Annotated in this window: 15 protein-coding genes; 9 read left to right on the forward strand and 6 right to left on the reverse strand. The window is 70.9% G+C overall.

The genetic code is table 11. The annotated features are described in order from the left end of the window. Positions 1-710: 710 nt before the first annotated feature. From BMH31_RS06435 to BMH31_RS06450, 4 genes are all read right to left on the reverse strand, one after another. Complete coding sequence (locus BMH31_RS06435; RefSeq protein WP_046455519.1) at positions 711-1,973, reverse strand: DEAD/DEAH box helicase; 1,263 nt, start codon at positions 1,971-1,973, stop codon at positions 711-713. 91 nt (positions 1,974-2,064) lie between these two features. Beyond that, a complete protein-coding gene (locus BMH31_RS06440) occupies positions 2,065-3,276 on the reverse strand; it encodes a hypothetical protein (RefSeq protein WP_099723235.1) in 1,212 nt (403 codons plus the stop codon). Continuing rightward, entirely contained in the window at positions 3,273-4,604 is a 1,332-nt protein-coding gene (locus BMH31_RS06445; RefSeq protein WP_099723234.1) for an MFS transporter, read from the reverse strand. The genes BMH31_RS06440 and BMH31_RS06445 overlap by 4 nt, the downstream gene beginning before the upstream one ends. A gap of 4 nt (positions 4,605-4,608) precedes the next feature. Continuing rightward, the gene (locus tag BMH31_RS06450; protein ID WP_099723232.1) at positions 4,609-5,508 is read right to left on the reverse strand and encodes a hypothetical protein; all 900 of its coding nucleotides are present in this window, start codon (positions 5,506-5,508) and stop codon (positions 4,609-4,611) included. Between the two features lie 237 nt (positions 5,509-5,745). Here BMH31_RS06450 and dnaK point away from each other — a divergent pair, with 237 nt between their 5' ends. The 7 genes from dnaK (at position 5,746) to BMH31_RS06485 (ending at position 13,369) form a co-directional block, all read left to right on the forward strand. Continuing rightward, positions 5,746-7,593, forward strand: a complete 1,848-nt coding sequence (gene dnaK, locus BMH31_RS06455; RefSeq protein WP_099723230.1) for a molecular chaperone DnaK — start codon at positions 5,746-5,748, stop codon at positions 7,591-7,593. A 2-nt stretch (positions 7,594-7,595) separates the two neighbouring features. Then, positions 7,596-8,189, forward strand: coding sequence for a nucleotide exchange factor GrpE (locus BMH31_RS06460; protein WP_099723229.1), 594 nt, complete (start codon positions 7,596-7,598; stop codon positions 8,187-8,189). Further along, complete coding sequence (locus BMH31_RS06465; protein ID WP_099723227.1) at positions 8,189-9,154, forward strand: DnaJ C-terminal domain-containing protein; 966 nt, start codon at positions 8,189-8,191, stop codon at positions 9,152-9,154. The genes BMH31_RS06460 and BMH31_RS06465 overlap by 1 nt, the downstream gene beginning before the upstream one ends. 117 nt (positions 9,155-9,271) lie before the next feature. Continuing rightward, a complete protein-coding gene (locus tag BMH31_RS06470) occupies positions 9,272-9,682 on the forward strand; it encodes a MerR family transcriptional regulator (RefSeq protein WP_046455559.1) in 411 nt (136 codons plus the stop codon). Continuing rightward, positions 9,675-10,886, forward strand: coding sequence for a methyltransferase (locus BMH31_RS06475; protein WP_099723225.1), 1,212 nt, complete (start codon positions 9,675-9,677; stop codon positions 10,884-10,886). Before BMH31_RS06470 ends, BMH31_RS06475 begins: the two co-directional genes overlap by 8 nt. 153 nt (positions 10,887-11,039) lie before the next feature. Further along, on the forward strand, positions 11,040-12,227 hold the full coding sequence (locus tag BMH31_RS06480; RefSeq protein ID WP_099723322.1) for a glycosyltransferase: 1,188 nt from the start codon (positions 11,040-11,042) through the stop codon (positions 12,225-12,227). Continuing rightward, positions 12,224-13,369 carry a glycosyltransferase family 1 protein gene (locus BMH31_RS06485; RefSeq protein WP_241898171.1) on the forward strand — a complete coding sequence of 382 codons (1,146 nt, stop codon included), beginning with the start codon at positions 12,224-12,226 and terminating at the stop codon, positions 13,367-13,369. The genes BMH31_RS06480 and BMH31_RS06485 overlap by 4 nt, the downstream gene beginning before the upstream one ends. A gap of 7 nt (positions 13,370-13,376) precedes the next feature. On the opposite strand, the gene BMH31_RS06490 is transcribed toward BMH31_RS06485, so the two are convergent. Both BMH31_RS06490 and BMH31_RS06495 read right to left on the reverse strand, forming a co-directional pair. Further along, a complete protein-coding gene (locus tag BMH31_RS06490) occupies positions 13,377-14,249 on the reverse strand; it encodes a 3-methyladenine DNA glycosylase (protein WP_099723321.1) in 873 nt (290 codons plus the stop codon). A 536-nt stretch (positions 14,250-14,785) separates the two neighbouring features. Then, a complete protein-coding gene (locus BMH31_RS06495; protein ID WP_099769558.1) occupies positions 14,786-15,397 on the reverse strand; it encodes a hypothetical protein in 612 nt (203 codons plus the stop codon). 61 nt (positions 15,398-15,458) lie between these two features. Between BMH31_RS06495 and BMH31_RS06500 the strand changes: the two genes are divergently transcribed. Continuing rightward, on the forward strand, positions 15,459-16,928 hold the full coding sequence (locus BMH31_RS06500; protein ID WP_099723110.1) for a PLP-dependent aminotransferase family protein: 1,470 nt from the start codon (positions 15,459-15,461) through the stop codon (positions 16,926-16,928). A gap of 472 nt (positions 16,929-17,400) precedes the next feature. Next, the gene (locus tag BMH31_RS06505; RefSeq protein ID WP_099723112.1) at positions 17,401-26,709 is read left to right on the forward strand and encodes an isopeptide-forming domain-containing fimbrial protein; all 9,309 of its coding nucleotides are present in this window, start codon (positions 17,401-17,403) and stop codon (positions 26,707-26,709) included. The last annotated feature ends 119 nt before the right edge of the window (positions 26,710-26,828 follow it).

Consider the following 26,828-nt stretch of genomic DNA (forward strand, 5'->3'; position numbering starts at 1 on the left):
GGAAGCCGGCACGCACGGGAGTCCGCTCGGGCTCCGTACCGGAGCGAATTGCGCCGAGGTGCGGTGGCCGATGACTCCGCGACCCGTCGATCGGTTGAGCGGCTGGGGTGCGGTCACGTGCAGTTCTTCGGGCGCCCGGAGCGGCACCCCGTGCAGCAGGAGAGCGCTCGTGTGGCTGAAGCACTCTTCTCGCCGCAGCAGCGGCGCATAGTCCCGTGCTCGCGCCCGGACCCGGCCCTCGACATAGGTCGGCCGCCCCGGTGGCGCGGACTGCGGTGAACCGAGGCGTCGGACTCCATGATGCGGGCGTTCGAATCTCGAGTGGGCGAGGGTACCCGGGGTGACGCCGAGCGCCCGAGCCTCGGCGAGAGTGAATGCGGGCTCGCGGAGCGGCTCGGGGAGGGGAGCTGGGCGTCGGGACATGTAGGCAGCTTGCCCGCCGCTGCGCGGGTGGTGACGGTTATCCACAGGCTGGGGCGCGCTGGCGACCGATCCTGCACGGATGCGTGCTGTGGAGGGGATTCGAAGGTCGGGGCGGGACGCGGTGAGATCCACCGAGTGGCGGCAAATCACTGGAATGGCGGGCTATTCGCGCGCTTTGCCGCCACTCGACGGAGAACACGCGGGTGCGCTTCCATGGGGGAATGAGTGCGCGAGTAGGGAAGGAGAGGGGGCACGAGCAACCCCCAAGCCCGAACCCGCCCCGGGATCTACCGCCCCTGCATGAACCTGACGACGTTGGGGTCCACGATCACGTCTCTGGGCTGCAGCGGCCGCCGCAGGTAGAGCCCCTCGAGCGAGCGCACGCGGCTCAGCGCGACGTAGCTCTGCCCGGCGCTGAACGCGCGGGGACCGAGGTCGATGACGGCCTGGTCGTAGGTGTGGCCCTGCGACTTGTGGATGGTCACGGCCCAGGCGAGGCGCAGCGGGAACTGCTCGAATTCCGCCACGACCTCCTTCTCGAGCTTCTTGGTCTCGGCGTCGTAGCGGTACCGGAACCGCTCCCAGACGGCGGGCTCGACCTCGTACTCCTCGTCGTCGACCTCGACCCAGACGGTGCCGGAGACGCGCGAGACGGTCCCGATGGTGCCGTTGACCCAGCGCCCGTCGGGGTCGTTGCGCAGGAACATGACCTGCGCGCCCTGCTTGAGCTCGAGCACCTCGTCGGCGGGGAAGGTGTTCTCGCGGAACTCGCCGTTCACCTCGGCGACGGCGCGCATCGCCCCGCCCTTGATCCCCGCGAGTCGTTCCTGGTTGATCTTGTTGACGGTGGCGTTGGTGGTCGCGAGGGTGAGCGCGTCCGCGGGGGCGGGACGGTCGCCCGCCGCGTTGAGTTCGCCGGCCATATCGGCGTCGACGACGCCGTGCCGCACGGCGCCGAGGATCTGCTTGAAGCGGCTGTCGCGCTGCCGGTGCACCTCGGTGAGCTCGATGATGCTCATGGGGGAGTCGCGCCACACCTTCGCGTCGAAGAACCAGAGCGAGCGGTAGGTGTCGTTGAAGTAGGCGCGCTCGTGCGGGTCGCGCGGCGGTACTGGCGGCAGCTGGAAGGGGTCGCCGAACATGATGATCTGCGCGCCGCCGAACGGGTCGTGCTTCTTTCCGCGCGCCTGCCGCAGTGCGCGGTCGATCGCGTCCATGAGGTCGGCGGAGACCATCGAGATCTCGTCGAGCACGAGTGTGTCGATCGACGAGAGCATCTTCTTCAGCTCGGCGGGCTGGTCGAGGTCGTGGTCGGCGATCACACCGGTGGGGAGTCGCAGCAGCGAATGGATCGTCTGCCCGCCCACGTTGAGCGCGGCGACGCCCGTCGGCGCGCACACGGCGATGATCTTGCTCGTGTTCCACGCCAGGTGGTTCAGGATCGTCGACTTGCCCGTGCCGGCGCGCCCCGTGACGAAGATGTGCTCGCGGGTGTGCTCGATCCGTTCGTAGACGGCGAGCTGCTCGGGGCTGAGTTCGGGGCGGGGCACCCAGCCAGGGTACCCGTTCCGAGCGGCCGGATCGGGCTCGATCCGAGGGGGTGATTCCGCTGCGCGGCACGCGCGGGGACGGACCCCGGGATCAGCGCTCCGGGATCAGCACGTGGGTTGTGGATCCGGACCTGACGATGATGCGTCCGGAGTCGATCCGGGAGGTCGCATCGGGGGCGCGCCACTCGAGGACGCGTTTGCCGGTTCCGTCGATGACGACGATGCCGTCGGCTTCGTCCGATGGCGAGTCGAACAGCAGCAGCGAGCCATCGGCGCTGACGGCCTGCAGCGAAATGATGCTGTCGGGCAGATCGTCGATCGGCCCCTTCCGGGTGAAGTTCTGCTGGTGCTCGCTCTGCCAGAGCGCCGGACGCCCGCTCGAATCGACGCCGACGACGGTTCCCGCCGCGACGTGGTCGGCGATCGGGAAGGTGATACCGTCGGACGGCGACGGCACGAAGCCGTACTGCGAGGAACCGGTCGTGCGTTCCACCTCTGCGCCGTGCACGTCGGAGAACGCGTACTCGGGGTCGCGCTCGTTCACGTTGAGCACGAAGCCGTCGCCGGCCCACTTCAGGCCGAACGGCTTGTCGTAGCCGCGTTCGACGAGCACGGTTCCGGTGCGTCCGTCGACCACCGAGAGCCGGTCGCCGAGTGCGTCGTCGACGCCGATGCGGCCGTCCGCGAGCGGAACGGTCTTGCTCTGCGGCGTCAGCGGGAGGCGCCAGGCGACTCGCTCGCCGTCGGCTCCGACGAGGGCTTCGCCGGCGTCGAGCACGATCAGCCCGCCCGCTCTGCTGATCGGGGTCGCGGTCGAGAGGAGGGACTTTCCGGGGAGCTTCTGGGCGACCGTTCCGGTTTCGATCGAGACGAGCGCCCGAGTGCTGCGTTCCGGGGGGCCGAGATCGACGGCGACCGCTCCCTCGAACGATGATCCGGTCGAGCACGAGGCCTGCTCGATCTCCCAGCCGACTGCGGCGTCGGGCAGGAGGGGGCGTCCGAGCACCCGCTGCGTGATCCCCGGGCCGCTCTGGAACTCGACGATCCAGCCGTCCGAGACGCCGCAGACACGATTGGACGTGGAATAGGTCGATCCGACACCGGCGGCGTACGCCGGATCGAACCAGCGGCCGGAGTCGCCGGTCGGATGCAGGCGTGCTGGCTCCTTCTCCCCTGATGCGTGCTGCGGCGCGCTCGGTGCGCAAGCGGCGAGCAGTGAGACGGCGACCACGCCCAGGAACGCGGTGGCTGCCGCGCCGATGCGTCGCGCGAGCGCGCTGCGGCCGGTCGGTCGTTCGGTCATCCCGCAGCCGCCATGGTGCGCCGACCGACGGGCAGCAGCAGGAGCAGGCCGATGATCAGGACGAGCACGATCCCGAGGATGCCGAAGATGGTGGATCCGCCGAGCGCGACCGCGAGCGTGAATCCGGCGGGCGCGAGGAACGACACCGCACGTCCGGTCGTGGCGTAGAGACCGAAGATCTCACCCTCCTTGCCGGGCGGGATGAGCCGGGCGAGGAAGGAGCGGCTCGCGGACTGCACGGGCCCGACGAAGATGCACAGCAGGAGTCCGAACACCCAGAACACCCAGGATCCGAGCGGGTTCAGCAGGAAGACGAGCAGACCGCAGAACAGCATCAGCGTGAGCGAGGCGACCATGACGGACTTCGCTCCGATCCGGTCCTCGAACATGCCGATCAGGATCGTGGCGAGCCCGGCGACGACGTTTGCGGCGATGGCGAAGACGATGACCGTCGTGGAGTCGAAGCCGAAGCTGCGCGCCGCGATCACACCGCCGAACGTGAAGACGCCGGCGAGCCCGTCGCGGAACACGGCGCTCGCGATGAGGAAGAAGAGGGTCTGTCGGGCGGTGCGCCACAGGTTCCGCACGCTGCGGAACAGGTCGGCGTACGCGGTCAGGATCCCGCGACCGGCGCCGTGGTACTCGGCGGCGACGGGGATCTCGGGCACCGCGAAGAAGACCGGTACGGCGAAGATCCCGAACCAGGCGGCGGCGAGCACCATGGCGACGCGGATGTTCCAGGCACCCTCGCTCGTGACCCCGAACCAGCCGACTTCGGGGAAGATGAAGCCGACCAGCAGGATCGCGAGCAGCACGATGCCGCCGAGATAGCCCATGCCCCAGCCGAAGCCCGAGATCTTGCCGACGTTGCGGTTGTTGGAGATCTGCCCGAGCATCGCGTTGTAGCTGACGCTCGCGAACTCGAATGCGACGTTGCCGACCGCGAGCAGTACGAGGCCGAGCAGGAGGTACTGCTCGGCGGGGGCGACGAGCACCATCAGCGCGGTGCAGGCCACGACGATCGCCGTGTTGATGCCGAGCCAGGTCTTGCGCCGACCGGCCGCGTCCGAGAGGCGTCCGATCACGGGGGCGAAGAGCGCGACGACGATGCCGGCGATGAGGAGCGCGGTGCCGAGCTTCGCCGAGACCTCCTGCTCGGGGCCGAACGACTCGCTCGTGAGGTACACGCTGAAGACGAACGTGGTGACGACCGCGTTGAACGAGGCCGACCCCCAATCCCAGAGCGACCAGGCGAAGACCGTGCGCTTGCGCACGGCGGGGAGGTCGGTGTCGGCCTCGGCGCCTGCGGCCGTATTCGGGGCGATCATGCGCTCAGGGTAGCGCCTGCGGGGAAACACCGGGGGTCCGCGCCCGGAGCGCCTCCGCGACCGAGAGCAGCCAGGGCCACAGCTCGGGATCGGTGACCGGGAACAGGCGCGGCGAGTAGAGGAACGCCTCCTCGCCGAGGACCTCCAGATCGACCGGGCGCGCCGTGAGCAGGTCGAGCAGCTCGGGATCGACGAACGCGGCGGCGCGCTCGCCGTCGCGCTTCCACGCCCACAGGGTGAACCGGTCCCCGTTCGCGGCTCGGAGACGGGCCGGTTCGCGCATGTCGACGAACCCGGCGATGCTGCCGCCGTCGATCATCGAGTTGTTCGACTTCGCGTCGAGCAGGAACGGCGGGGCCGAGCCGCCGAGCGCGATCCGGACATAGCCGGAGCTCACGGGCGACTCGATCCCGCGGTATCCGACGTCGGTGGCGTGGTACTCGCCGACCTCGATCGAGCGGTCCGGCCAGCGCAGCACGCCTTCGAGGCGCTGATTCTTGCTGCCCCGACCGATCACCGAGCCGACGGCGGGAGGATCGGCCTCGCGTTCGACGAGTTCGAGGCCGTTGGCCGCGGCGAAGCCGGTGATGCGCCGGCGCTGGTCGGGCAGCGCGCGGCTCTGCCGGACCGCGCCGCGCAGCACGAAGACGCACAGCCAGGCGGTGAGGATCGCGACGGCGGCCGCGGGGAGGAGCCACCAGACCGAGCCGCCGCTGAGCGTGCCCATGGCGAACGCGGCTGCGAGGCCGAGACCGAGCACGATCACGAGGAGGAGCGCGCAGCCGGTCCCGATCGCGGTGCCGGCCTTCGTCCGTCCGTGGCGGCGATCGATCTCGGCCGAGAGCTCGCGCGCGGAGGCGCGGTCCTCGGGACCCGTGAGGGGACTGAGATCGAGCTCGGGCATGGGCCACAGCGTACTGCGGGGAGGGCCCGAAGGGCAGGAGGGATCGAAGCTGAGAGTTGAGTGTGTTCGACTCAAGTTCACTCGGGCGAGGTTGACGGCGCGCATGAACCCGATAAACTTGAGCACAAGCGACTCAACCTTCTGAGTTCGCACCGGATTCGGGATCCCGAGCGGTCCCGGAGCAGAATCACCAGAACCGGGCGGTCCACGGCCGCCGCACAACAGCAAGGAGAGCACATGTCACGTGCAGTCGGTATCGACCTCGGCACCACCAACTCCGTCGTCGCGGTCCTCGAGGGCGGCGAGCCCACGGTCATCGCGAACGCCGAGGGCTTCCGCACCACCCCCTCGATCGTCGCGTTCACGAAGGACGGCGAGGTGCTCGTCGGCGAGACCGCGAAGCGTCAGGCCGTCACCAACGTCGACCGCACCATCGCGTCCGTCAAGCGCCACATGGGCACCGACTGGACCACCGAGATCGACGGCAAGAAGTACACGCCGCAGGAGATCAGCGCGCGCACGCTCATGAAGCTGAAGCGCGACGCCGAGACCTACCTGGGCGACAAGGTGACCGACGCGGTCATCACCGTCCCCGCGTACTTCAACGACGCCGAGCGCCAGGCCACCAAGGAGGCCGGTGAGATCGCGGGCCTCAACGTGCTCCGCATCATCAACGAGCCGACCGCGGCGGCACTCGCCTACGGCCTCGACAAGGGCAAGGAGGACGAGCTGATCCTCGTCTTCGATCTCGGCGGCGGCACCTTCGACGTCTCGCTCCTCGAGGTGGGCAAGGACGACGACTTCTCGACCATCCAGGTCCGCGCGACCGCCGGCGACAACCGCCTCGGCGGCGACGACTGGGATCAGCGCATCGTCGAGTGGCTGATCCAGCAGTTCAAGTCGTCGACCGGGGTCGACGTCTCGAACGACAAGATCGCCCTGCAGCGCCTCAAGGAGGCCGCGGAGCAGGCCAAGAAGGAGCTCTCGAACTCGATGAGCACCCAGATCCAGCTGCCGTACCTCTCGCTCACCGAGAACGGACCGGCGAACCTCGACGAGACGCTCTCGCGCGCCAAGTTCGAGGAGCTCACCAAGGATCTGCTCGAGCGCACCCGCAAGCCGTTCACCGACGTGATCGCCGAGGCCGGCGTCAAGGTCTCCGACATCGCCCACGTGGTGCTCGTCGGCGGCTCGACCCGCATGCCCGCCGTCTCCGAGCTGGTCAAGCAGCTCACCGGCGGCCGCGAGCCCAACAAGGGCGTCAACCCCGACGAGGTCGTGGCCGTGGGCGCCGCCCTGCAGGCCGGCGTGCTGAAGGGCGAGCGCAAGGACGTCCTGCTCATCGACGTGACCCCCCTGAGCCTCGGCATCGAGACCAAGGGCGGCATCATGACGAAGCTCATCGAGCGCAACACGGCGATCCCGACCAAGCGCAGCGAGACCTTCACCACCGCTGACGACAACCAGCCGTCGGTCGCCATCCAGGTGTTCCAGGGCGAGCGCGAGTTCACCCGCGACAACAAGAACCTGGGCACCTTCGAGCTGACCGGCATCGCTCCGGCTCCGCGCGGCGTGCCGCAGGTCGAGGTCACCTTCGACATCGACGCCAACGGCATCGTCCAGGTGTCGGCGAAGGACAAGGGCACCGGCAAGGAGCAGACGATCACGATCTCGGGCGGCTCGAGCCTCTCGAAGGACGACATCGACCGCATGGTGCGCGAGGCCGAGGAACACGCGGCCGAGGACAAGAAGCGCCGCGAGGCCGCCGAGGTCCGCAACAACGCCGAGCAGCTCGCCTACTCGGTCGAGAAGCTCATCTCGGAGAACGAGGACAAGCTGCCCGAGGACGTCAAGACCGAGGTGCAGGGCGATCTCGACGCGCTGAAGCAGGCGCTCGCCGGTGACGACGAGGCCGCGGTCAAGACCGCCGCCGACAAGCTCGGCGAAAGCCAGCAGAAGCTCGGCCAGGCGATCTACCAGTCGGCGCAGGACGCCGCCCCCGAGGCCGGCACCGCCGCGCCCGAGTCGAACGACGAGGACGTGGTCGACGCCGAGGTCGTCGAGGACGACGAGGAGAAGAAGTAACCATGACGAACGAGGAGCAGCGCACGCCCCAGGGTGACCAGCCCGGCGACGAGGTTCCCGTTGCGGGGCCGGAGGCGAACGCCTCCGGCCCCGCGCCGCAGGGCGAGGATCTGACGGTCGACGACATCCTGTCGACCGAGCAGGACGCGTCGGCGGCCGGGGATCCCGATGCGGCGGCCGAGGCCGAGAACCCGTACCTGGAGGACCTGCGTCGGATCACCGCGGAGTACGCGAACTACCGCAAGCGGACCGAGGCGAACGCGGTCATCGAGAAGCAGCGCGCCACGGCCTCGGCCGTGCTGCCCATGCTCTCGGTGCTCGACGACCTCGACCGCGCCGAGCAGCACGGGGACCTCGAAGAGGGCTCCGCGTTCGCCACGATCGCGACCAAGATCCGATCCACCTTCGAGCGCCTCGGCCTCGAGAGCTTCGGCGAGAAGGGCGAGCCCTTCGACCCGCAGCTGCACGAGGCCATCGCCCAGGTGCCGGTTCCCGGCACCGAGTCCGAGACGGTGCTCGACGTGATCGAGCGCGGCTACCGGATCGGCGATGTCGAGCTGCGGCCCGCCAAGGTGGCCGTGGCTGTGGGGGGCTGATGGCAAGTCAAGACTGGCTCGAGAAGGATTTCTACCAGATCCTCGGCGTCGCGAAGGACGTCAGCGAAGCGGATCTGAAGAAGGCCTATCGCAAGCTCGCCCGCAAGTACCACCCGGATTCGAACCCGGGCGATACCGCGGCCGAGGCCCGATTCAAGGAGATCAGCGAGGCGTACTCGGTGCTCTCCGATTCGGAGCAGCGCGCCGAGTACGACCAGATCCGCGCCATGGGTACCGGGTCGGCCCGCTTCACCTCGGGCGGGCAGGGCTTCGAGGACATCTTCGGAGGCATGTTCGGCCAGCAGGGCGGGCACAGCGCGACCGGCGGCCGGAACTTCAGCTACCAGCAGGGCGGCCCGCAGGGCTTCGACGACATCTTCAGCATGTTCGGCGGGGGCGGCGCACCGCGCGGTCCCCAGCGGGGCCGCGACATCACCGCCTCGACCACGCTCGACTTCGAGACGGCGGTGCGCGGCAACACCGTGACGCTGCAGGCTCCGAGCGGGCAGGTCAAGGTCAAGATCCCGGCCGGCGTCTCCGACGGGCAGAAGATCAAGGTCCGCGGCAAGGGCGAGCCCAGTCCCGACGGCGGAACCGCCGGCGACATCATCCTGACCGTGCACGTGCGCTCGCACCCCGTGTTCGAGCGCGACGGCCAGAACCTGCGGCTCTCGCTGCCCGTCACCTTCACCGAGGCCGCCCTCGGCGCGACGGTGGAGGTGCCGACGCTCGGCGGTCCGACCGTCAAGCTGAAGGTGCAGCCGGGCACCCCGAGCGGCCGCGTGCTGCGGGTCAAGGGCCGCGGCGTGCAGTCCGCGAAGGGCACCGGCGACCTGCTCGCCGAGGTCCAGGTGGTCGTGCCCGCGCACCTCTCGGACGCGGCGAAGGAGGCGCTCGAAGCCTTCCGCGCCGTCGAGCCCGACGAGAACCCGCGAGCGGATCTGCTCGCGCGCGCCAAGGGATAACTCAACACCGACGGGCCGCGCGGGTCCGGTGCCCGGAACCTCACGAGGATCCGGGCACCGGACCCGCCGGCCCCGTCGCATCAGACGAAGGGGATGAGCGCCATGACCGGGCCGCAGATGGATCGCACCACGCCCGTGTTCGCGATCGCCGTCGCGGCGGAGCTCGCCGAGATGCACCCGCAGACCCTGCGGCAGTACGACCGGATCGGTCTCGTCTCGCCGCAGCGCACCCGCGGCAACACCCGGCGGTATTCGCTGCGCGACGTCGAGCAGCTGCGCGAGGTCGGCCGGCTCTCGGCCGAGGGGCTGAGCCTCGAGGGGATCCGGCGCGTGCTGGAGCTCGAGGACCGTGTGCAGCACCTCGAGACGCGCGTGCGCGAGCTCGAGCGTGCGCTCTCCGATGAACTGCTCAACCGGCCGGGCCGGCGCGTGTTCGCGGCCGGCTCCGAGGGCGAGGTCTTCACCCTCAGCCGCGGTACGCGGGTGCGCCGCAGCACCGAGATGGTCGTCTGGCACCCCGGTGACTGAGCCCGGCACCACCTTCGAAGACGCAGTTTCGGCGTTCTTCGGCGGGCTCTCGAGGGAGCCCGATCTCGACGCCCCCGAACTGCTGCCGTTCGACGCGACGGACCGCCTGCTGCTCGATGCCGCGAGGGATCCCCGCTTCGCCGGGGCGCTGCGCGCCGACGGCGGCACCGTCGTGATCGGCGACCGGCACGGCGCGCTCGCGCTCGGCGCCGCGCAGCTGCTCGGCGCGACCGGCGTGCGGGTCCACCAGGATCCGCTGCTCGGCGAGCGCGCGCTGCACGCGAACGCGGCTCGTCTGGGCGTCGCGGACGCGCCGATCTCGCTCCCGCTCGGCCCCGGACTGCTGCGCGGAGCGACGCTCGTGCTGCTCCAGCTGCCGCGCGGGCTCGACGCGCTCGACGAGATCGCGTATGCGATCGCGCGCTGGGCGGACCCCTCGGTGGTCGTGCTGGCCGGCGGCCGCGTGAAGCACATGACCCTCGCCATGAACGAGGTGCTGCAGCGCAGCTTCGCCGAGGTGTCGGCAGGGCTCGCGCGGCAGAAGTCCCGGATCCTCACCGCCTCCGCGGCACGCACGGCCGAGGAGCTCGGAGACCCGCGCTTCCCCGTCTGGGGCGAGGATCCCGACCTCGGCTTCCGCCTCGCCGCGTTCGGCGCAGCCTTCGGCGGAACGAAGCTCGACCGCGGCACGCGGCTGCTGCTCGACACGCTGCGCACCGCGCCCCCGCGCGCGGCGGGCTCCGGCGCAGCCGGCAGCTCCGGGCAGGATCCGGCGCGCGTGGTCGATCTCGGCTGCGGCACCGGCACGCTCGCGGTCAGCGCGGCGCTCGCCTGGCCCGACGCCGAGGTCATCGCGACCGATCAGTCGGCCGCGGCGGTCGCGTCGACCGAGCTCACCGCCGAAGCGGCCGGCGTCGCGGATCGCGTCGAGACCGTGCGCGCCGACGGTTGCGAAGCCGTGCCCGACGGCTGGGCCGATCTGATCCTGCTCAACCCGCCGTTCCACTCCGGATCGACCGTGCACACCGCCGTCGCGCATCGCCTCATCCGCTCGTGCGCCCGCGCGCTCGCACAGGGCGGCGAACTGCGGATCGTCTTCAACTCGCCCCTCGGCTACCGCCCGACCGTGGAGCGCGCGATCGGCCCCGCCGAGCAGCTCGCCCGCGACCGCACCTTCACGGTGCTGTCGGCGCGGCGGGCCTGACCGGGTGTGCGTTCGCGGGGGGCCGCGGATCGCGGAATCCCGACGCGCCCCGGGCGATCTCCAGAGACGTCCGAATACACTGATACACGTTCCCGCGAGCCGAATCCCGTGTTCCGCGGCCCACCCGACGACTCGAAAGGCGCGAGCGCACCCGTGAGCCCCACCGATCGACCCGACCGTCTGCGCATCCTGATCGGATGCGACACGTTCGCCCCCGACGTGAACGGCGCCGCCCGTTTCGCCGAGCGACTGGCCGCCGGCCTCGTCGAGCGCGGGCACGAGGTCCACGTCGTGGCCCCCGGCACCCGCTACCGGCGCAGCCGGCCCAAGGTCGAGATCATCGAGGGCCAGCCGATGACCGTGCACCGCCTGCCCTCCATCCGCTGGCTGCCCCACGACTGGCTGCGTTTCGTCTGGCCTTGGCGCTCGAAGCACTACGCCCGCAAGGTGCTGTCCCGGGTGCGCCCCGACGTGGTGCATATCCAGTCGCACATCGTCATCGGCCGCGGCCTCGCGCGCATCGCCCGCCAGCGGCGGATCCCGATCGTGGCGACCAACCACGTGATGGCCGAGAACATCCTCGACTTCACGGTCATGCCGCCGTTCATCGACAAGCTCGTGCTGAAGCTCGCGTGGGACGACGCCGAGCGCACCTTCAAGATGGCGCGCGCCGTCACGACGCCCACTCGCCGTGCGGCCGAGTTCCTCGAGCGCACCATCGACATCGACGGCGTGATCCCCGTCAGCTGCGGTATCGACCGCCGCAACTACCGGCCTGACGAGACGCCGCGCACCGAGCACCGCATCCTGTCGGTGGGGCGCCTCACCAGCGAGAAGCGGATCGACGTGACGCTGCGCGCCATCGCCGCGCTCGATCCGTCGATCCGGGTCCGCTTCGACATCGTCGGCGGCGGCGACCAGCGCAAGCACCTCGAGCAGCTCGTGCAGAAGCTCGGCCTGCAGGATCGCGTGCACTTCCTCGGCAAGATCGATGAGGAGCAGCTCGTCGACACGTACAGCCGCGCCTCCGTATTCGTCATCTCGTCGATCGCCGAGCTGCAGTCGATCGCGACCATGGAGGCCATGGCCTCCGGCCTGCCCGTCATCGCGGCGGACGCGGTCGCGCTGCCGCACCTCGTGCACCACGGCGAGAACGGCTACCTCTTCGAGCCCGACAACCACGCCGAGCTCGCGGCCCGCCTCACCGAGGTGCTCACCGCGGACCCCGAGGAATGGCTGCGCATGCAGCGGGCCTCGCTCGACGGGGTGCTCGTGCACGACATCACGCGCACGCTCGACACCTTCGAGGCGCTGTACCGCGGAGAGCCGATCCCCGAGTGAGACCCGTCCGCCTCTTCTTCGACGCCCGGTACATCCGCACCGACTTCCACGACGGGATCAGCCGGTTCTCGGCGGAGCTCGCGCGCGCCGTCGCCGAGCTCGCCGCGGGCGGTGGATCGACGGGCGAGCGCGACGTCCAGGTGATCTTCCTGATCCACGACGATGCGCAGATCCCGCTGCTGCCCGCGGGCGCCCGCACGCTGAAGATCCACGCGCCGACGTCGGCGAAGGAGCCCTTCGCGGCGCTGATCCTCAACCGGCACCGGCCCGACGCGGTGTTCTCTCCGATGCAGACCATCGGATCGCTGGGGCGCCGGTTCAAGCTGATCCTCACGCTCCACGACACCATCTACTACCGCCACCGCACGCCCCCGCGCGACCTGCCGGCGCCCGTGCGGTTCGGCTGGCGGCTGTTCCACCTGAGCTACGTGCCGCAGCGCTTCGTGCTGAACCGCGCCGACGTCGTGGCGACGGTGAGCGAGACGAGCAAGCGTCAGTTCGGCGACATGCGCCTGACCCGGCGCCCCGTGATCGTGCTCGGCAACGCGCCGCAGCGGCTCGAGGAGCTCCTGCCCGAGCTGCCCGCCGGTGCGAACCCGGGCCTCGAGCGCGGCGCCGAGGTACCCAAGCGGATCGTCTACATGGGCTCGTTCATGCCCTACAAGAACGTCGAGACACTGGTGCGCGGCATGGCCGGGCTGCCGGGCCGAACCCTGCACCTGCTCAGCCGCATCAGCCCGCAGCGCCGGGCCGAGCTCGAAGCGATCGCGCCGAACGGTGCAGACATCGTGTTCCACGGCGGCGTCTCCGACACCGAGTACGCCGCGCTGCTCGACGATCGCGCGATCCTCGCGACGCTCAGCCTCGACGAAGGCTACGGGCTGCCGATCGCCGAGGCGCTCGCCTTCGGCGTGCCCGCCGTGGTGAGCGATCTCGAGATCTTCCGTGAGGTCGCGGGCGACGGCGCGCTGTTCGTCCCGGCGAGGGACCCCGAGGCCTTCGCAGCCGCGGTGCGGGAGCTCGACGACGACGCGGTGCGGGAGCGGATCATCGCCGCGGGCGTCGCCCACGCGGGCGAGTACTCGTGGGAGCGCACGGCGGGCACGCTGCTCGCCGAGGTGCGCCGCCTCGCCGGGGGCTGAGGGGTCCTCAGTAGCCCGCGCGGCTCGCGCCCGCGCGGCGCAGATCGGCGATCGCGTCGAGCACCCGCTCGCGCAGCGCATTGCCGCGCTCGGCGAAGCCGGCCTGCAGGCGCGCGTACTCGCGTTTGCCGTCCGGCGTCTCGATGGCGACCGGTTCGAGCGGCAGCCCGTCGGCGCCGGTCCAGCCGGTCACGTCGTAGGGCGATGCCCGCATGTCGAGCTCGCGGATGTCGCGCGCCAGCACGAAGCAGTCGAGCAGCAGCTCGCCGGGCACGGCCGGCCCGAGCTTCGACGCCCATTTGTAGACGTCCATGCCGGCGTGCAGGCAGCCCGGCTGCTCCATCTCGGGCTGGGTCGCCCGCGTCGGCCGCAGCTCGTTGCGCGGCACGGCCTCCGGGGTGAAGAAACGGAACGCGTCGAAGTGGCTGCACCTGATCGGATTCGCCTCGACGACCGCGTCGGTGCCCGCGTGGCCGAGTCGCAGCGGCAGCGAGGAGTGGCGGAGCTCATCGGGCGTCTGCCGGTAGACCATCGCCCACTCGTGCAGGCCGAAGCAGCCGAGCGACGCCGGGCGTTCGAGCGTCGAGCGCAGCAGCCGGTCGACGAAATCGACAGTGGATCCGCGCCGCTCGAGGAACGCCGCCGCATCGAATACCAGATCCTCGGGGCGATCGGAGGCGACGGCGCGGTACTCGCGCCAGCCCGCGCGCTCCGGCAGTGCGCCGTCTGACTCCGGGGCGCCGGCTCCGAGGAGCACGACGCCCGCCCCCGGATGCCAGCGGCGCAACTGACCGGGCGTCACCGAGTAGTAGGTGAAGAGGAAGTCCTCGATCGGGTGCTTCTCGTGGCGCAGCGCGCGATCCCGACGCCCTGCCGTCAGAGCGTCCGCACGCTCCCGGTGCGCGACCTCGCGGGGCGCCCACTCGCGGGGTCCGAGCGCGTGCTCGGTCGCGGTCGTGGACGCGTGCTCCTGCTCGGTCGTGTGTTCGCCCTCGGTCGTGAGCGAGGGTGCGGGCTCGGTCGCGTGCTCGGGGGCAAGTGCGGGCCCGGGTTCGAGGCCAGCGGAGGTGGGAATCACCCGCCCAGCTTAGGCGCGCCGGCCGGGGTGAGCGCTCGGGGTCGAGCCCGGTCGCCAGACCTCGCCCGCATGACCCCCGTCGAGTGGCGGCAAAACGCTCGAATGGCTGGGCCGAAGCAGCGGTTTGACGCCACTCGATGAAAATTCGGGGCGGATCAGGTCGGGCGGGGCGGATCAGGTCGGGCGGATCTGGCCTGGCGGGACCGGACCGGGCCTGGCCGGGTCACGCCTGCGCGGGTGCGGGCTCGTCCACTCGCCCGTCGACACCAGGCCCGGCCTCAGCCTCGGCGCCAGCGCCAGGCCCGGCGCCAACCCGGGCCTCAACCTCGGCGCCAACCCTAGGCCCAGCGTCCGTCCCGACCCCGCTCGCCCGCCTCAGGTACGCGGAGCCGCGGGATGGTGATGCCGCACAGCGGGCCGATCAGCACGGCGAACGCGAGCGTGCCGAATCCGACGTCGCCGCCGAGCAGCCAGCCCACCGCCAGCACGGTCACCTCGACGATGGTGCGGGCGATCCAGATCGGCAGCCCGGTGCGGGCGTTGATGCCCGTCATGAGGCCGTCGCGCGGGCCCGCGCCGAAGCGGCTGCCGATGTAGAGGCCGCTCGCGACGGCGAGCAGCAGCAGGCCGGCGGCGAACATGAGGATCCGCTGCCAGAGCTCGGGCGGGGTGCCGACGAGCGCGAGGCCGGCCTGGATGCTGGTGCCGACGAGGAGGATGTTGAGCACGGTGCCCATGCCGGGTTTCTGCCGGAGCGGGATCCAGAGCAGCAGCACGGCGAGGCCGATGAGGTTGGTGAGCCAGCCGATCTCGATGCCGGTGAGGTGCGAGAGTCCCTGCGCGAACACGGTCCACGGGTCGACGCCGACGGCTGCGCGGATCATCAGCGCGTCGGCGAATCCGTAGAGGAAGAGGCCGATGAGGAGCTGGAGCAGGCGTCGAGTGAGCATGCAGATATCCAAACAGCGGATTGGCCTGTTCGACAGAGGCCAATTCGCATAGTCTGGACCGATGGTGCTGCGGAACGAATCGGGACAGGGATCGATCGGGGCGACCGCGCTCGTCACGCTGTTGGGCGACTGGCGCGGTGCGGATCCGGGCGGCCTTGCGCGCTCGCTCGCCGAGCGGATCCGGCTGCTCGCGCTCGACGGGCGGATCCCGGCGGGCACCCGTCTGCCGTCGGAGCGGGAGCTCTGCGACCGCCTCGACCTGAGCCGCACGACGGTGGCCGCGGCGTACGCGCGGCTCCGCGACCTCGGCTTCGCGCGGAGCCTGCGCGGATCCGGCACGCAGGTCCGGCTGCCGGTGCCGCGGCTGCCCGAGTCGGCTCCGAGCGGGCATGAGATCGACCTTTCGCGGGCCACGCTGCCGGCGCTGCCCTGGCTGGCCGAGGCGGCTCGGGAGGCCGCGGAGGATCTCCCGTCCTGGCTGCACACCGACGGGTACGATCCGATCGGGCTGCCGGAGGTGCGCGCGGCGCTCGCCCGGCGCTACGAGGAGCGCGGGCTGCCGACCGAACCGGAGCAGATCCTCGTGACGCTCGGCGCGCAGCACGCGATCGCGCTCGTGGCGCGCACGCTGCTGGGGCGCGGGGACCGCGCGGTGATCGAGTCGCCGAGCTATCCGCACGCGTTCGAGGCGCTGCGGCTCGCCGGCGCCCGCCTGGTGCCGGTGCCCGCTTCCGAGACCGCCGGTGCCGCCGCGGGAGCCGCCGGCGAGACCGCCGAGGTCGAGTCCTTCGAGCAGGCGTTCCGCCGCGCGAGTCCCGCGGCCGCCTTCCTCATGCCCGACTTCCAGAACCCCACGGGCCGTTCGCTCTCGCTCGAGGGGCGCGATCGGATCCTCTCGGCCGCGCGACGCGAGGGCACCGTCGTGGTCGCCGATGAGACCACCGCCGAACTCGACATCGATCGGGGGTTCGCTGCACCGCCGCTCGCGGCTCAGGGCGATGCGGTGCTGATCGGCAGCGCGGGCAAGACGCTCTGGGGCGGCCTGCGCATCGGGTGGATCCGCGCCGAACGCGAGCTCATCGCGCGGCTGGCGCAGGCGCGAACGGTCGGCGATCTGGGCACTCCGATCCTGGAGCAGCTGCTGCTCGCGCGGTTGCTGCCGCGCACCGCGGACGCGCTGGAGCTGCGTCGCGAGCAGCTGCGTGCGGGGCGCGAACTGCTGGTGGACCTGCTGGCGGAGCGGCTGCCGGGGTGGCGGGTCCCGCCGACGCCCGGGGGGATCGCGACCTGGGTGGACCTCGGTGCTCCGCTGAGCTCGCGGTTGGCGCTCGCGGCGCGGTCGCGCGGGCTCGTGGTGCCGGCGGGACCCCGTTTCGGGATCGACGGCGCCTACGAGGGGCGCTTGCGCCTGCCGCTCTGCGGCGATCCCGGCGAGCTGCGCACCGCGATCGGTATTCTTGCGGACTCCTGGGCGGATCTGCCGGGGGTCGAGCCGCTCGGATCACCGGGCGCGCGGGGCGGGATCATCTGATCCTCTGAGGAGTTCCGCTGCGATCCCGCGGTCATACAGTGCGCACGTGAGCAATTCACAGGAAGTCCAAGGGGAACGCTCGGCTGGGGTGACGCCCCGGAATGAAGGATCGCCAAACGGTTGGCACGGGGCCCGGATCCCGGCTAGGGTCGATAGTTGAATCCTTCACTATGTCTGTGAAGGTTCAAGCGGATGACGTATCGTCGGCGCGATTCCCAAGGAAACCGCGCCGTCGAGCTGAGTGAGGGGACTCGCGTCACCGGGCCACGATCGGGCCGACGATCCAGGGGGGAACGTCGGTCGCTGCGGTGAGTTGTGCACAGCACCGCAGCTTTGCCGTGCGCCCGCCGCTCGCAGTGCATCGACGGTGGGGGACACTGTGTCGAATTGGACGAGCACGACTCGTCGCGCCCGGAAACACGGCGCGAAGCGGACTGCAGGGACGCACGAAGCCGCGCGCGGGTGGACCCGGATGCGCGCATGGATCGCCGGGGGAGTCTCGGCCGCACTGATCGCCGGCGTGCTGGTCGCCGCCGGCGTCGGCGCGCAGAACGCCGAGGCCGCATCGCCGGCACCCGGTTTCACCATCGCTCCGCAGAAGGATCTGGTCGCGGGCGAGGACCTGAGCCTCGAACTGACGTTCACGAGCGCCGGCGCCGCTGCCGGTGACCAGTACAACGTCAGCGCCGGGCTCGTGATCCCGGCGGACGTCACGTACGTCGGCGCCTCGGCGGGCATGACCGCGCCGAAGATCTACGCCGCGGGCAAGGAGTTCACCACCGCGCAGGACTGCGCGGCGATCGGACTCGAATCGGGCAGCGCCGGCAAGTGCCGCGTGCCCGCGGGCAAGCAGTACCTGGTCTTCGAGAACATCACCGACCTCCCCGTCGGTGCGAAGCAGCAGGCGACCGTGACGCTCCGCCCCAACGCGCAGACGTTCCCCGTCGGCACCACCGCACTCGACATCGTCGGCTCCGCCTACACGAGCAACGATCCGAGCCGCCTGCCGCAGTTCCCCGGCTCGACGGCCAAGGGATCCGGCACCACCTCCGCCCCCGGCATCTCGAAGACGAACGTGCCCGTCAAGGCGTTCCGCGTCGCGAAGAGCGAGCCCAGCCCCGAGGGCGAGCTGCTGCGCGGGATCCACGACCACACCACGACCTACACCCTGCGCATCTCGCACACCGCCGAGGGCGATCTGTCGAACACGCAGGTGACCGACTTCCTGCCCGCGGGACTCGAGTTCCTCGGCACGGGCGGCATCGACCACACCACCAACGCGAACGGCGCCCAGGGCGCCGTCGAGTACCCCGGGGCAGCCCGGCTCACCGCGACCCCGGCCCCCGCGGGCGGCGCGGGCGCGGCGGGGGCCGCTTCGTCGGTCGAGACCATCAAGGCCGATCAGGCGCTCGCCGACCAGTACGGCCTCGAGGTCGGCAAGGTCTACACCAAGGTGACCTGGAACCTGGGCACGCTGCTCGGCCTCGGCGACCCGCGGGATACGACCGCGGGCGTCAAGCAGAACTACGCGTCGGCCCCCGGTACCTCCGGCGTCTTCGAGATCCGCTACCGCGCGGGGATCCCGCTGTTCGAGAACACCCTCGACTTCGGTGCCACCACCCCGTCGGCGACGAGCGGCGATCAGGCCGCGAACCTCGACAACAACCGCGGCGCATCGACGCGCCACGGCATCTCGGGCGATCCCTACTCGGCTCAGACCCTGCGCAACGTCGCCGCGGTCTCGGGCAGCTACGCGGGCAAGAAGACCGAGAGCAGCGCCGCGCACTCCGTCGACGCGGTCGACGTGCGCCTGCTGAAGAGCGTCAGCACCAAGCCGAACCCCGATCCCGCGAACGCCTCCGACTGGTCGCGCAACGCGTCCTTCACGCAGGGGCAGATCGCGAGCTACCGGCTGAACATCGCGACGAGCGAGTACGTCGGAGCCACGCAGGGCGGCGCCCCCGACCGCCTCGTCGACGACATGGCCGACGGCGTCTGCCCGGCGTTCCCCGCGGGCACCGCGATCACGGGAGGCGGATCCACGCCGAAGCTCACCCAGGGCGGCATCGACAATCCCGGTGCGCCGATGAGCGCGAGCGACTGGAACGCCATGCTCGCGGATCGCGGAGTCTCGTCCGACTGCTCCTGGCCGTCGACGCACACCCCCGCGTCCGACCTGAAGCTCGCCGGTGCGACCCTCACCTCGCTCTCGTACAACCCGAGCAACGGGCACTTCTCGATCGAGCTGGCCCTCGCACCGGCCGATGCGCTGGCCGCGCCGAACCGCGAGCACAACGTGGTCTACACGGTGATGCAGAGCGCGAGCTACACCGAGGACGACGGCCAGTCGGGTGCGACGAGCTCCGGCGACCGCGTGACCAACAACGCGAAGGTCATCCTGACCACCGACGCGCGCCCCGAGCTCGACGGCATCGTGTCGAAGGAGGGCGCGAAGGCCGACGGCCGCGAGCACGCCGCCGACGATTCCTCGGCGACCCTGGAGGCCGCGCTGAGCGGCATGCAGAAGCGGGTGCTGCCGCGCGACGCCGCGGGTCAGACGACCGCCGCCAACGTCGCGAGCGCCACCGGCTGGGTCGACTCGGCGAAGGAGCCCTTCTCCGCCGGCGACCAGGTCTGGTACAAGATCAGCGTCACCCCGCCGGCGGGTGCCGACGTGCGCAATGCGAAGCTCACCGACTTCCTGCCCGAGGGCGTGACCTTCGACGAGACGAAGAACGGCAACGCATACCGCGACATCGTCGTGGTGCCGTCGACGGATTCGGCGACGCTCGGCATCTGCACGGCGACCAGCCGCGACGACCTGCTGCAGCAGTTCGTGGGCCAGCCGACCGTCGGTGCCGACGGGCGCGCGCTCACGTGGAGCCTCGGCAAGACCGGCTGCCTCGATCGCTCGAGCGACCGGTTCTTCCCCCGCGGCGTGAAGCTCGACGTCTACGTGAAGGTGACCGTCTCGGGCCTCTCGGACTTCGGCGACGTCGACCTGCCGCAGAACCTCGCGAAGTACCAGCAGGAGAACGTCGACGGCGAGATCTTCTTCCTGCGCGATGGCGCCGACATCACGGTCGACGGCGGAACCTCGCTCGTGAAGGGCGTCCGCTCGCTCAAGACGACCGCGGGCACCACCCAGCCCGGCGCGGCCTTCGGCTCGAACGTCGACGGGCTCGTCGTGGCGCAGGGCGTCGAGGCGACGTACCGCATCGACCTCGCCGCGCCGCGGAACGACACCGCCGACTACCGCGTGCTCGATGCGCTGCCCGAGGGCGTGCGCAAGGCCGACCTCAAGGGGATCGACCCGAGCACGGGCGCCGTCGGCTCGGCCACGGCCGCCCTGTGGAACGGCAGCACCGAGGCCGCGGCGAACGGCTCGGTCACGGCGAAGGCGCTCGATCCGGGCGACCCCGGGTACGCCGACCTGCACCTGACCTCGGCCTACGCGGGCCGCACGGTCATCGTGTTCGAGTTCTCGGGCACCGTGCCCGGCGCGACGCCTCCGGCGAAGAGTGGCCTGACCCTCGGCTACACCCTCGTGGTGCCGAGCGGCGTGCCCGGCGGCGGACCCGCCGCGCAGCTGACGCAGTCCTACGAGAACACTGCTGCGATCTCGAACTACAGCTTCTCGACCAACAGCGGCGATTCCGCCACGGTGGTGCCGCAGAAGCTCGATGCGAACGGCGAGCCCACCGGCGGTCAGCTGCTCGCGGATCGCACGGTCGCGGACGGCGAGTTCGGCGTCGACGACAGCAAGACGCACGACACCTCCGAGGTGCACCTGCCCGGCACCGCTCCGGCGAAGCGCCTGGTCTCGACCGAGGTCGGACCGAGCACCCCCGCGGGCGCCGGGAACACCGTCGGCCTGAACGACATCGACTCGGCCAACAGCCAGACGCAGATCGTGCAGGGCGAGCACGCGACCTTCGAGTACCGCGTCAAGGTGCCCGCGCACACCACCGTGCGCGATGCGAAGCTCGCCGACAACGGCTTCTTCATGCAGGGCGGCACCCGGGTGCCCTACGAGTTCGTCGCCGGATCGGCCGCGTTCTCGGGCCCGAACGGCATGACCGAGGGCGACCTCGAGAGCGCCGGGTTCACCCTGCTGCGCAGCGCGTCGGGGAGCGATGCCGCGGGCACGCTGCTGTTCCCCGCGCCCTACACCAACTCGACCGACCAGGACCAGGAATTCACCGCGCGGATCACCGTGTGGGTGAAGGATCGCGACGCGTCGCACACGGGCTACTCGCCCGACCTCGCGAACGGTGCGGTGCTGCAGAACACCGCCGCGTTCAGCTACGCGAACCCCGCCGACCCCGCGAAGCGGGTGAGCACCAGCGCGAACGCGAACGCGACCTACATCGAGCCGGGTCTGCGCGTCGTCAAGACCGCGAACCCGAACACCGATGTGCAGATCGGCAAGCCGGTGCAATACACGATCACCGTGTCGAACCCTGCCGGTCGTGCGAAGAGCTACGAGAACACCGTGGTCGACCAGGTCCCCGCGGGCCTGATCGTCGACCTGGACTCGCTGACGCTGAACGGCGCCCCGCTGGCGCGCAGCGTCGTCGACGCCGAGGCCGGCGTCTCCACCGGCGCGGGCGGCAAGATCACCTGGAAGCCCGCCGACGTGCCGGCGCTGCAGACGGTCCCCGCCACCGTGGCGCTCGGCTACACGGCGATGATCGACCCGAGCACGGGCGGTGGCCAGAGCTACTCGAACACCGCGACGGCGACGGGCTACACCCTGCCGAAGACCATCGACGGCGCCGACACCTCGGACCGCCGCGGCGACCGGACGACCAGCAGCACGGCGAAGATCACGGCGACCACCGCCGCGATCGCGAAGGGCGTGCGCATCGGCGATACCGGCGCCTACGCGAAGACCGCGCAGGCGCCGATCGGCGAGACCGCGTCGTACCAGGTGAAGGTCACCCTGCACCCGAACATCAACTACTACAACGCGCAGATCCGCGACCAGCTGCCGGCAGGTGTCGAGCTGATCGGCACCCCGACGGTGTCGGTGGACCCGGCCGGTTCGGGCGCCGACGGCGGCTGGACCTGGGCGGTGAACGGTGCGAACCGTGTCACGGGTACCTACACCGGTTCGGACGGCGACATCGCCTCCTCGTCCGAGACCCGGACCCTGACGGTGACCTACCGGGTGCTCCTGAAGAACACCGTGGCCGCCGGCGTGAACTCGCTGCCCAACACGGCCGGCTTCAGCTGGACCACGGCGCACGACGACGCGTCGCAGCGCATCGAGCTCACCGACAACGCGACGGTGAACGTGCTGAACCCGCAGCTCGGGATCACCAAGCGCGTGAACGGCGCGAGCGCCGCATCGGTGGATCCCGGCGATACCTTCACCTACACGGTCGACGTGCGCAACACGGGCACGAGCCCCGCGTACAACGCGAAGGTGACCGACACCGTGCCGTCGGGCGTGGTGGTCGACCCGTCGAGCCTCACGGCGAGTGGCGGCGTCCTCACCGGTGCCGGCGCGAACGGCGGCGGCACGATCACCTGGGACATCGCGGGCCCGCTGAGCAACGTCGCGCCGAACAACGTGCGGACGTTCACCTACACGGCGAAGCTCACGAGCTCGGACGCGCTGAAGCAGGCGAACCTCGTCAACGAGGTGGCCGTGATGCACTACGAGTCGTTCGCGAACGGCGGCCGCTCGTACGATCCGACGAACGTGAAGGCGAACGCGACGGTCACGCCGCGGTTCCCGAACGTGACGCTGCAGAAGAGCACGTCGAACGGCTCCGAGGCGTTCGTGGGCGACGGCTTCGGCTGGACCCTGCAGGCGAAGAACACCGGCCAGGGCGCGGCGCAGACCGTGCGACTGACCGACACCCTGCCGAAGAACTGGGAGTTCGACGCCTCGGTGCGCCCGCAGATCAGCATCGGCGGCGGCGCGTTCGCCGACCTCGACGCGCCGACCATCGGCACGAAGGACGGCAAGCAGACGCTGACCTGGAACCTCGGTTCCGCAGCACCCGCGCAGGCGCTCCTCCCGGGCGTCGGGTCGGGCGCGACGGATCCGCAGCGCACGGTGCGCATCACCTTCTCGGCGAAGCCGCAGAGCGGTGCGACCACCGACGCCGGTGCCGGGCTCTCGATCGCCCACACCAACACGCTGTCGGGCCAGATCACCGACGCGACCGGCAAGACGGCGAACGCCGACGGCGGCTACACCGGCCCCGACGCGACGGCCGACGCGCACATCGCGCGCGTCGATCTGAAGCTCGTCAAGGAGGCCATCGGCGGCGACAAGCGGAACCAGTGGACCGCCGGCGCGGTCGCGGGATCGGGTTACACCCAGCCGCAGTGGCGCATCACCGTGACAAACCAGGGTCCCGACGCGGCCTCCGGTCAGTTCTCGGTGGTCGACCAGACGACCCTGCCGGCCGGCGTGACGACGGGCGCGTTCACCGCGCGCTACTACGCGAATGCCGCTGACAAGACCGGTACCCCGCTGACCCTCTCGGGCGCGGGCACTGCGAAGGATCCCTTCGTGGTGGGCGACCGCGGCACCCGTCTCGCGGCCGACGGCAGCGACCGGATCGTGCTGCTCGCCGACGTGACGATCGACGCCGCGTCGACCGGAACGGCGAAGAACGATGCGAGCGTCACCGGGCGCAGCTTCGAGCGCCAGGGCGACATCGACAAGGACAACTCGTCGACCGCGCAGCGCCCGATCACCACCGAGGCCGATCTCGCGATCGACAAGGTGCTGAACACCGCCGAGCCCTCGGCCGGCCGGCCGATCAGCTGGGGCATCAAGGTGAGCAACCGCGGCCCCTCGGTCTCGGCCTCGACCGCCGACAAGCGGATCACCGTGACCGACACGATCCCCGCCGGGATCAGCGACGTGCGCGACCCCTCGGCCGCGCTCACCTCGTGGACCGTCACGGCCTCGAACGGCTGGCCGGCGAAGGCGGGCGACACGATCACGTGGACGTTCACCGGACCCCAGCTGCCGGTCGGCCCTGCGCAGGAGCTGACGCTCGACGGCATGATCGACTCGTCCTGGACGGGTGGCAAGATCGTGAACACGGCCGTCGTGCACCCGGGCGCCACGACCGATCCCGTGACCGACAACAACACGGACGACGTCGGGGCGACGCCCGGTGACGGAACGAACCTCGGGATCAGCAAGACCCGTGTCGTGAACGTCGGCGGCGTCTGGAAGGACGCGGCCGAGAACGGCGGACCCCTGCCCGACATCACGGCGGGTGGCACGGTCAGCTACCGGATCACGGTCGCGAACCTCGGCCCGGCTGACGCCCGCGCGGTGCGCGTGGTCGACACCGCGCCGAGCGTGCTGAGCTACCGGGAGCACGCGAACCTCTCGGGCACCTGGACCCGGACGGCCGGGGCGAACGCGTCGACCGACCAGTTCGCGCTCGCCGGCACCATCGCGAAGGGCGCCTCGCGCACCTTCGTCGCCACCTACGACATCGACCCGAGCCTCGTGCCCGGATCGACCGTGCGGAACTGGGCGCAGGCGTTCGCCGAGAACTCGGACAACGAGCCGAAGGACGACGACCAGAACGGCAACTCGGACCGCCAGGCCGATCTCTCCATCACCAAGCAGGCGCTCGATCTCGACGGGAACCCGACCACCAAGGTCACCGCCGGCACCGAGCTCCGCTACCGGATCACGGTGAAGAACAACGGCCCGAGCGTCTCGGGTGCGCCGATCAAGGTGACCGACGACATGCCCGCGGGCATGACCTACGTCTCCTCGACGAGCAAGGTGGACGGGATCACGGTGAACAGCGCGCCGCAGGTCTCGGCGACGAAGCGCTCGGCCGTGTGGAACATGCTCAGCGGCTCCGAGACCCTGCAGCGGGACGGCGAGATGACGTTCGACGTCGTCGCGGCGATCGCGCCCGACGTGCCCGCCCAGCGGCTGGTCAACGGTGCAGACGTGGGCGGCCCGGACGACACGGACCCGACGAACAACCACGCGGAGGCGACCGTCGAGGTCGTGACCGAGGCCGACATGACGATCGCCAAGGACGTCGAGGCCGGACCCTGGGTCGCGGGCACCGACGTGACCTACACGCTCACGGTCGAGAACCGCGGGCCGTCGGTCGCCGACGCGTTCGTCGAGGACGTGCTGCCCGAGGGGCTCACCCCGGTGTCGATCTCGGGCGCGGGCTGGACCTGCGACGACGCGGCGGAGTCGTGCAAGCGCGCCGCCCACCCGGTCGGCACGAGCACCCTCACGGTGGTCGCTCACGTCGGGGCGAACGTCCCGACGGGCACCGAGCTGACCAACACGGCCTTCCTCTCGTGGACCGACAGCCGCAGCACGGCCCCGCACCAGGTGAAGGACGACGCGACGATCACCGTCACCACGAGCGCCGATCTGAGCCTCGAGAAGACCGCGATCGACGCGGACGGCACGGCGACCGACCGTGCCGTGGCCGGATCGACCGCGCGCTACCGCATGGTCGTCACGAACCACGGCCCGAGCGACGCGATCGCCCCGATCACGGTGACCGACACGCTCCCCGCGGGAAGCCGCTTCGTCTCGCTCGACGGCGCCTCGGCGACCGATTGGACCGCGACCGCGGAGGATCCCGCGGCCGACGGCACGCAGCGCGTGACCTTCGCCCGGATCCCCGACGGCACGGGTCTCGCGAACGGCGCGGCCGCGCCCGCGATCCTGTTCACCGTGCAGCTCGACGCCGGCATCGCCGACGGGGCGAAGCTGACGAACACGGCGACGGCGAAGTCCGGCACGCCGGATCCCGACGAGTCGAACAACACCGACACCGCCGAGGTGACGGTGGATCGCCGGGTCGACGTCGCGGTGACCAAGTCGCACGACGCGGCTCAGGTGCGCATCGGTTCGCCGCTCGAGTTCGGGATCGACGTCGTGAACCACGGCCCGTCGATCGCGACCGGCGTCAGCGTGACCGACCGGGTTCCGGTCGGGCTGAAGGTGACGAGCACCGCGGGCGACCTCTCGGGCGATCGCTGGACCATCACCGAGGTGACGGCGCTGCCCGACGGCGGCACCCTCGTGGTGGCGACGCTGAGCGGCGAGCTGGCTCCGGGCGAACGCGCTCCGAAGCTGACGGTCGGCACCGAGGTGCAGGCGAGCGCCTACTCCGATGTCACGAACACGGCGACCGTCACCTCGACCGAGGAGGACGTGGACCGCGACAACAACCGCTCGGACGATCCGGTGAAGGTGCCCGCGCTCGCGAAGCTCACAGTGACGAAGTCCGCGCAGGGCGAGTTCCAGGTGGGCGACAACGCGCACTACCGGATCACGGTGCGCAACGACGGTCCGACCGAGGATCCCGGCCCCATCACGGTGACCGATCGCCTGCCGAACGGGCTGACCTACGTGTCGAGCGCGGTCGCGGCCCAGACCGGCGGATCCCGCCCGGTGTCGGCGGCCTCGGTGCAGGGCAGCCGCGTCGAGTGGACCCTGCCGAAGGGTCTCGCGAAGGGCGAGCAGGTCACCATCGATCTCGTCGTGCGGGTCGGCCAGGCGGCCTACCCCAAGGTCGAGAACACCGCGGTGGTCTCGACGCCGACCGATCTGACGCCCGACTCGGAGCTGACGAGCACGGTCGAGACGAAGGTGAAGCCGATCGATCCGCTCGCGGTGACCGGCGGCGCGGCGACGGGCTACGCGGCGCTGATCGCGGCGCTCCTGCTCCTCGTGGGCGGGGCCGTGACCGCGGTGCGACGCCGTCGCGACGGCACGCCGATCGCGAACGGGACCGCTGCCGAGTAACCCCCAGCGGCAGCCGCCCGAGGGCGCGGCCGACGGACCCCCATCCGTCGGCCGCGCCCTCGGTCGTCTCCGCCGGTGTCTCCGCCGGTGTCCGGCTTGCGGCACCGGTACGCTCGCAG

It is taken from the genome of Leucobacter sp. OLIS6, from assembly GCF_002752355.1.
Taxonomy (GTDB): domain Bacteria; phylum Actinomycetota; class Actinomycetes; order Actinomycetales; family Microbacteriaceae; genus Leucobacter.